The sequence below is a fragment of the Desulfocurvus sp. genome, from assembly GCF_023230885.1.
Classification (GTDB): domain Bacteria; phylum Desulfobacterota; class Desulfovibrionia; order Desulfovibrionales; family Desulfovibrionaceae; genus Desulfocurvus.
In genome coordinates, this window is the sequence record NZ_JALNWM010000161.1 from 1 (window position 1) to 7,991 (window position 7,991).

General features: G+C 66.4%; 8 protein-coding genes. 6 read left to right on the forward strand and 2 right to left on the reverse strand.

Annotation, left to right across the window (positions count from 1 at the left end; translation table 11 throughout):
• The coding region (locus tag M0P34_RS11490) for a sodium:proton antiporter (protein WP_291499210.1) at nt 1-501 on the reverse strand (501 nt) is incomplete at its 3' end.
• Nucleotides 502-802: 301 nt separating this feature from the next.
• Complete coding sequence (locus M0P34_RS11495; RefSeq protein ID WP_291499194.1) at nt 803-1,225, reverse strand: universal stress protein; 423 nt, start codon at nt 1,223-1,225, stop codon at nt 803-805.
• Nucleotides 1,226-2,363: 1,138 nt separating this feature from the next.
• Here M0P34_RS11495 and M0P34_RS11500 point away from each other — a divergent pair.
• The 6 genes from M0P34_RS11500 to M0P34_RS11525 form a co-directional block, all read left to right on the forward strand.
• Complete coding sequence (locus M0P34_RS11500) at nt 2,364-2,915, forward strand: CBS domain-containing protein (protein WP_291499196.1); 552 nt, start codon at nt 2,364-2,366, stop codon at nt 2,913-2,915.
• A 79-nt stretch (nt 2,916-2,994) separates the two neighbouring features.
• Complete coding sequence (locus M0P34_RS11505; RefSeq protein WP_291499199.1) at nt 2,995-4,476, forward strand: SLC13 family permease; 1,482 nt, start codon at nt 2,995-2,997, stop codon at nt 4,474-4,476.
• A gap of 78 nt (nt 4,477-4,554) precedes the next feature.
• Nucleotides 4,555-4,992 (forward strand): response regulator, encoded by a 438-nt coding sequence (locus tag M0P34_RS11510; RefSeq protein WP_291499201.1) that lies wholly within the window; start codon nt 4,555-4,557, stop codon nt 4,990-4,992.
• Between the two features lie 575 nt (nt 4,993-5,567).
• Nucleotides 5,568-6,119 (forward strand): CBS domain-containing protein, encoded by a 552-nt coding sequence (locus M0P34_RS11515; protein ID WP_291499203.1) that lies wholly within the window; start codon nt 5,568-5,570, stop codon nt 6,117-6,119.
• A gap of 88 nt (nt 6,120-6,207) precedes the next feature.
• The gene (locus M0P34_RS11520; RefSeq protein ID WP_291499205.1) at nt 6,208-7,674 is read left to right on the forward strand and encodes an SLC13 family permease; all 1,467 of its coding nucleotides are present in this window, start codon (nt 6,208-6,210) and stop codon (nt 7,672-7,674) included.
• Nucleotides 7,675-7,771: 97 nt separating this feature from the next.
• Nucleotides 7,772-7,991 (forward strand): response regulator (locus M0P34_RS11525; RefSeq protein ID WP_291499207.1); only part of this gene is annotated, 220 nt, incomplete at its 3' end.

The window sequence follows — 7,991 nt, forward strand, 5'->3', positions numbered from 1 at the left end:
CGGCGGGTCGCCCAGGGGGGTCAGGGAGCCGCCGATGTTGGCCACCAGGAAGATGAAGAAGACCACGGTGTGGACCTTGAACTTGCGATGCGCGTTGGCCCGCAGCAGCGGGCGGATGAGCAGCATGGCCGCGCCGGTGGTGCCCATCCAGCTCGCCAGCACCGTGCCCACCAGCAGCACGCCGGTGTTGACCACGGGCTTGCCCACGAGCTGGCCGGTCAGGCGTACGCCGCCCGCCACGGTGAACAGGGCGAAGAGCAGCACGATGAAGGGGATGTATTCCAGCAGCAGGACGTGGACGACTTCGTACAGGGCGAGGTTCAGGCCGTAGACCGCGGCGAAGGGCACCAGGAAGGCCAGGGCCCAGAAGGCCGAGATCTTGCCGAAATGGTGATGCCAGAAATGCGGGGCCGCCAAGGGGAAGATGGCGATGGACAGGAGCATGCAGACGAAGGGAATGACCCAGGGCACTCCCAGTTCCGTGCCGATGGCCGCGGCCATGTGGTGCAGATCGCCGTCACCGGCGGCCAGCCCCGCCTGGGGCAGCAGCAGGCCGACGGCCAGGATCATGAAAAGGAAGGCGTGAATCTTGCCAAGGGAATGGGACACGTTTTTTTCCTCCGGTTTGTTGGGGTAGCCCTCCCGCAAAGGGCTGCCGAAGCGGACGGCGCCGCTTGGCCCTGGCGACACGGGGCAATGCGCGGCGGGGGCTCCAAGCCCCCGCCGTGACGCGCCGCACGGGGTGCGTCCGGCGCGCGGAACTGTTGCGGAGCGCAAGGGGCTGGCTCCCCTTGCGCCATGATCAGCGGACGATGAGCACCGGGACGGCGCAGCGATGCAGCACATGGTGCGTCACGCTGCCCAGGAGCAGGCCCTCGATTTCCGAGAGGCCCCGGCTGCCCATGACGATGAGGTCCACGCCGTTTTCCCCGGCGTAGCGGACGATGGCGCCCGCAGGATCGCCCAGGCGCACCTCCACGCTGTAGCGGACATCGGTCCCGGCGCAGAGGTCCTTGTAGCCGGCCACCACCCGGCGGCCCTCCTCGTCGAGGGCCTTGACCACCTGCTCGCGCGCGGCGCCGCCGATGAGCCCGGGCACGTTGCCCGGGCAAAAGAGCAGCACCAGCTCGGCGCCCTGGGTCCTGGCCAGGCCCCGGGCGTACTGGGCCGCCTTTTCCGCGTGCCGGGAGCCGTCGACACCCACCAGAATCTTCTTGAACAACATCGCTGGTCCTCCTTGTGGTCGGTTACGCCTGCCCGGCGGCGGCCCCGTGGCCGCCCCGGCGGGCTTTGGACGACGCTGCCGGAGGGTCCGGCAGGAAGAGAAGCGCTGTCAGTTTCCGCCGCGGCGCGGCGGGGCCGCGCGAAAAGGCGGGCGCCGCGTCGCGAGGCCGGAACGAGTCTCACGCTTACCGTACCAGAAAACGCTGCGCAAGCCACTTCTTTCCCAAGCGGCCCCCGAGGGGGGCCTTATGGGCCTGCGGGGCACGCGGGCGGGGCTTCGGGAGGGGTGGACCGGCAAGGGGAAACGTCGCCGGGCGGGCAAGGGGGGTGCGCCGCCCCTGTCGTCGTCTCGGTCTGCGCCTCGGGAAACGCCGCCGGACGGGCAAGAGGATGCGCCGCCGGACGGGCGAAGGGGAACGCCGCCGGGCTGGTGCCTGCCGACCTGGCAGTCCGCCGGTCCGCCGACGAACTGGCGGAGCCACCGGGCCACATGGCGGGCCACAGGCCCGGAGCGGGGCGGCGGCGAGGCCCGGGTCCGTCCGGCCGGCGCAGCCTGCGCCTTTGGCCGCGGCGGACGCGCGCGACATCCCCTCCTGCTCCGGCCCTTCGGCCCCCCGGTCCCGCCCGGCCCCGATCGGCCATGATCATGTCCCGTTGCCTCGTGTGGCCCCCCGGCCCGCCCGCCCCCTCGGTCTTCCCGACTCCCTCGGTCTTCCCGGCCCCCCCCCCGGCCCGCGCAATTTGCGCGAAGGCCCGCATTGCGCAAATCGCCCGCCCCTTTCCGGCAGCGGCTCCCCCGTTCTCCCCGGCGCGCGCTCTCCCGGGACGCGCAAGCGGCGGTCGTTGCGCGGCGCAGCGTTCGCGCAAGGGCCCGCCGCCCCCGCAAAGCGCGCAAGAACGCGCAAAATGCGCATGACACCCTGCGCACAAGCACGGCTTGTGAACAGAATATCAATATTTTGTCCAATTATTTCGGGGGAGACAAAAACAAGCGCGCATTGCGCAGGGCATTTCGGCACAGAGACTGCTTTCTGCGAGATGGACGCTGCCAGAAAACGTTGCAGCGCGGGGTTAGGGACAAGGATCTGCAACCCGGCCCACGGCCCAAGGCGCGTGCGGCTCAACCCAGGAGAACAGGCATGAACGGTTTCGTAAAAAACTATACCGTCCCCGTCGACAAGTTCCCCAGGATTTCTGATTCGGCGACCTTCGCCGAGGCGGTGCTGGCCCTGGACAAGGCCCAGGAGGAGTTTGCCAGCGGCAAGCGGGAGCAGCGCATCCTGCTGGTTGCCGACGACGCGAACAAGATCGTGGGCAAGCTCTCGCCCCTGGACGTGGTGCGCGGGCTTGAGCCCGACTTCGACTCCCTGGTGGACGCCCAGGCCAGCAGCTTCGTCAGCAGCGGCTACGTCATCGACGCCATGAAGAACCAGACCCTGCTCTGGTCGACCCCCCTGGACGACCTGTGCACCACGGCCAAGAAGACCCGGGTCAGGGACTTCCTGCGCAAGCCCGGCCCCTCGCAGGTCATCGAGGCCGAGGAAACCCTGAACATCGCCTTCCACCGCTTCGTGCTCTTCCGCCACGACTCGCTGTTCGTCACGGAGCACCAGAAGCTCGTGGGCATGCTGCGCTTCTCCGACGTCTACCGCGAGATCGCCGGCAGAATCAAAAACGTTTGCGGCGTGTAGGCCGCCCGGGCCTTGAAACCGGCGGCGGCGCATCGTTTGCCGACGCCACCCAGCAAGGAATCTGAAAGGAGAGTCCGAAATGAGCAACACCGCGACCCATGCGCCCAACCCGGATTACAGAACCCCGGACGAACTGGCGGTGGAAGAGAACGAGCCCCAGGGCCCGACTCAGTCCCCCAAGGCCATCATCATCAAGCTGCTCATCGCCCTCGGTCTGGGCCTGCTCATCATCATGCTGCCCCGGCCCGAGAACCTGCCCGTGGAAGGCCACCGACTGGCGGCCGTCCTGGTGCCCATCGTCTTCCTGTGGGTTTCCGAGGCCATTCCCATCGGCATCACCGCCCTGCTGGCCACGGCGCTGATGATCGTCTTCAAGGTCACCACCAGCAGCGCGGCCTGGGCGCCATACGCCAACCGCGCGGTCATGTTCGTGATGATGATCATCATGTTCGGCGTGGTGCTCAACGAGGTCGGCCTGGCCAAGCGCCTGCTGTTCTGGATCCTGCGCTTTGCGGGAACCAACGTGAAGCGGCTGAGCTTCTTCATCGCCTTCAGCAGTACGCTGCTCTCGTCGATCTTCCACGACGCGACCATCACCATCATCATGCTCTTCGCCATCCTGCCGCTGTTCAAGGCCATGGGCATCACCCCGAACAAGAGCAACAACCTGAGCAAGTTCTTCGTGATCCTGATCCCTCTGGCCGCCTCGGCGGGCGGATTCGGCACCCTGCTTGGCGGCGGCCGCTGCCCCCTGGCCGTGGACATCACCCAGAAGTTCATCCTTGAAACCACCGGCGTGGCCGTCAAGATCGGCTTCCTCAAGTACGCCATCATCGAGTTCCCCATCTGCATCCTGACCGCCGTCGCCACCTGGGCCATCGTCTACGCCATCTTCCGGCCCAAGGAGAAGGAACTGCCCGCCTCGGTGAAGATCGAGTCCATGCCCAAGATGAGCTCGGCCGAGGTCGGCGTGCTGTCCGTGTTCGTGTGCGCCTTCGTGCTGTGGTTCGCCGGCGACCTGACCGGCTGGCACGTCAGCGTCGTCGCCGCCATGGCCCTGGCCGGGTTCTGTACCCCGGGCTGGGTTTCCTTCAAGACCATCTGCGACAAGTTCCCCTGGGAGTCGTGGATCGTGTTCGGCTCGGGCGTGTCCCTGGGCGCGGCCATGCTTTCCAGCGGCCTGGGCAAGTACCTGGCCGAGATGCTCCTGCCCCTGCTCCAGGGCCAGAGCCCCTTCGTCACCTACTACGGCATGGGCCTGTTCGGCTCGGCGCTCTCCAGCATGATGAGCAACTCGGCCGCCGTGGCCCTCAGCCTGCCCATCACGCTGCCCATGGCCGAGATGATGAACATGAGCGTGGAGACGGTCGGCCTGCTGGCGCCCATGTCCACCTCGTTCATCATGCTGGTCATCGGGTGCCCCCCCACCATCATCGCGTACAGCACCGGCTATTTCAACCAGGTTGAATTCGTGAAGGTCGCCGTGCCCTGGTGTCTGCTGCTGCTGGCCATCTGCGTGCTCGGCGCCCTGTTCTACTGGCCGATGCTCGGTCTGAGCTGACGCGGCCCCGGCGCATCAACGCAACCCAAACTCCCGCCGGCCGACGCCGGCCGGCGGGAAAGACCAAGAGGAACGCACATGAGCGACATCAAGCCGAGACTGCTGCTGGTGGACGACGAGGAACGCTTCCGCACCACCCTGGCCAAGCGCCTGGCCGAGAGCGGGTTCGAGGTCCAGACCGCGGGCAACGGCAGGGACGCCCTGGACCTGCTGGGCAACAGCCCCTGTGACGCGGTGCTCCTGGACATCCGCATGCCCGGCCTCTCGGGCATCGAGACCCTGGCCGAGATCCGCAAGAACCACATCGGCGTGGAAGTCATCCTGCTCACCGGCGACGCCGACGTGCCCAGCGCCATCGAAGGCATGCGCCTGGGCGCCTTCGACTACCTCATGAAGCCCCACGAGTTCGACAGCCTGCGCGAAAAGCTCGTCCAGGCCGTGGAGCTCAAGCGCCAGCGCGAGGAGCGCCTGCGCAAGGCCGAGGAGCGCGCCCAGCTCAAGAACATCCGTTTCTAGGGTTTGAAAACGGAAACAAACAAAACAAGACTAAATGAAACATATGCATCTTCAACGAAACGAAACATCCCGACCAGGATAATCGTTTAAGAAAAGATGCATCGCCCCTCGACCCGGCCACGCCACGCGTGGCCGGGCCTTGGTGCTTTTAGTACAATACAGGGGAATTTTTCTTTTTTAATCTGATCTTTTCGTTTTCTGTTGACGCGATCTTGAAACGTATGTGAGAAAAAACGCGCAGAGGGGTTGCGACTCATCCGGAACGAAAACGCAACGCGAAGGGGATGACGCATCCCGCCGCCCCATCCGGCAACACGCAGTACACGCCGCCAGGCCCGGCGGCCCACGAAAAACGGCGCCCCGCGGCGCGTGTTTTCCTGCGCCGGGGGGGGGGCGCATTGCGCCAGGCTCGGGCCGGGCCGGCGCGAAAACACGCCGCGCCGTTTGTGAAAAGGTTCACCTTCGGCGCCGGATCACGCAAAACCGCAGCCAGACAACGAAGGAACACCCCGGGGCGGGCAAGCCCCTTCACCCCCAACCGGAGCCGCCAGCGGCCTCCGGAAAGGAGCGAAAAGATGCACGACTCGGTCAAGAGTTTCCTCGTCCCCGTCGCGAAGTTCCCGCAAATCGATCAGTCGGCGACCTTCGCCGAGGCCGTCCTGGCCCTGGAAAAGGCCCAGGAGGAATACGCCAGCGGCAAGCGCGAACAGCGCATCCTGCTGGTGCGCGGCGAGGGCGGCAGGATTGCCGGAAAGCTCTCGCCCATCGACGTGGTGCGCGGGCTGGAGCCCGACTACGACAAGATCGTCCCGGCCCCCGCCAGCGCCTTTGTCAGCAGCACCTACGTCATCAACACCATGAAGGACCTGGCCCTGCTCTGGTCCTCGCCCCTGGCCGACCTGTGCGCCACCGCCCGCAACCTGCGCATCAAGGACTTCCTGCGCGCCCCGGAGGCGTCCCAGCGCATCGGGATCGACGATACACTGAACGCCGCGTTCCACCGCTTCGTGCTCTTCCGCCACGACTCGCTGTTCGTCATGGACGGGCACAAGCTGGTCGGCATGCTGCGTTTCTCCGATGTCTACCGGGAGATCGTCCACAGGGTGAAGCAGACCTGCATCCTGTAGGCCCCCGGACCCCGGCCATGCCCGAGGACCGCAGCGCGGCGGTCCCGGCGCGCCACCTGGAAACCTGTGACCATGACCGGAGGTTTTCATGACTGCCACCCGCGAAGATGTGCATCCCGACTACCGGGACGATGCCGAGCTGCTCCTCGACGACCACGATCCACCGACCCCCGAGCAGCCCGGCAAACTCATCGTCATCAAGGTCCTTTTCGCCCTGGCCGTCGGCCTGGGCATCTACCTGCTGCCCACCCCCGCCAACCTGCCCGACGCAGGGCACAAGCTTCTGGCCCTGGTGGCGGCGGTCATCGTCCTGTGGGTCTCCGAGGCCATTCCCATCGGGGTCACCGCCCTGTGCGCCGCCGCCGGGCTGATCCTGTTCGGCGTCGAGAAGCCCTCGGCCGCCTGGGCGCCCTTTGCCAGCCCGGCGGTCATGTTCGTGCTCATGATCATCATGTTCGGCGTGGTGCTCAACGAGGTCGGCCTGGCCAACCGCCTGATGTACTACATCTTCAAGATCGCCGGAACCGGGGTCAAGCGCCTGAGCTTCTTCATGGCCGTCGGCTGCACCATGCTGGCCACCATCTTCCACGACGCCACGGTGACGGTCATCATGATCTTCGCCATGGTCCCGGTGCTGCGGGCCATGGGCCTGACCCCGGGCAAGTCGAGCAATTTGGCGAAGTTCTTCATCATCCTCATCCCCCTGGCCTCGTCGGCGGGCGGCTTCGGCACCCTGCTTGGCGGCGGCCGTAACCCCCTGGCCGTGGAGGTGCTGCAAAACTTCACCCAGGGCGCCGTGAAGATCGGCTTCATGGAATACCTGCTCATCCAGTTCCCCCTGACCATCCCCGTGGCCGTGGCCACCTGGGCCATCGTCTACCTGGTGTTCCGGCCCAAGGAAAAGGAGCTGCCCGCCTCGGTGAAGATGGACAAGATGCCGCCCATGAGCGGCAGGGAGCTGGGCGTGACCATCATCTTCGTGGCCACCTTCGCCCTGTGGACCTTCTCCGACCTCACCGGCTGGCACGTCAGCGTGGTGGCCGCCCTGGCCCTGGCGGGCTTTTGCGGGCCCAAGTTCATCTCCTTCAAGACCATCTGCGACAAGTTCCCCTGGGAGTCGTGGATCGTGTTCGGCGCGGGCGTGTCCCTGGGCGCGTCCATGCTCAACTCCGGAGCCGGAAAGTACCTGGCCGAAACCCTGCTGCCCCTGCTCGACGGCCAGAGCGCCTTCGTGGTCTACTACGGCATGGGCCTGTTCGGCTCCATGCTCTCCAGCGTGATGAGCAACTCCGCCGCCGTGGCGCTGACCCTGCCCGTGACCCTGCCCATGGCCGAGCTGCTGGCCATGTCGCCCAAGGCCGTGGCCCTGCTCGCGCCCATCACCACGTCCTTCATCATGCTGGTCATCGGCTGCCCGCCGACCATCATCGCCTACAGCACCGGCTACTTCACCCAGATGGACTTCATCAAGGTCGCCGTGCCCTGGTGCCTGTGCCTGCTGTTCGTTGCCGTCATCGGCGTAATGATCTATTGGCCCCTTATAGGGTTCTATTGATCCCCGCGCGGACGGGGCCGACCGCCCGCCCCCGCGCCCAAGCAAGCAACACCCCGCGGGCCCCGGCGCCCGCGGGGGCCAACGCAAGGAGAACGCCATGAGCCAAGACCGCGCAAAACTGCTGCTGGTGGACGACGAGGAACGCTTCCGCACCACCCTGGCCAAGCGCCTGGCCGAGAGCGGATTCGAGGTCCAGACCGCGGGCAGCGGCCAGGACGCCCTGGACCTGCTGGCCAAGACCCCCTGCGACGCGGTGGTCCTGGACATCCGCATGCCCGGCCTCTCGGGCATCGAGACCCTGGCCGAGATCCGCAAGA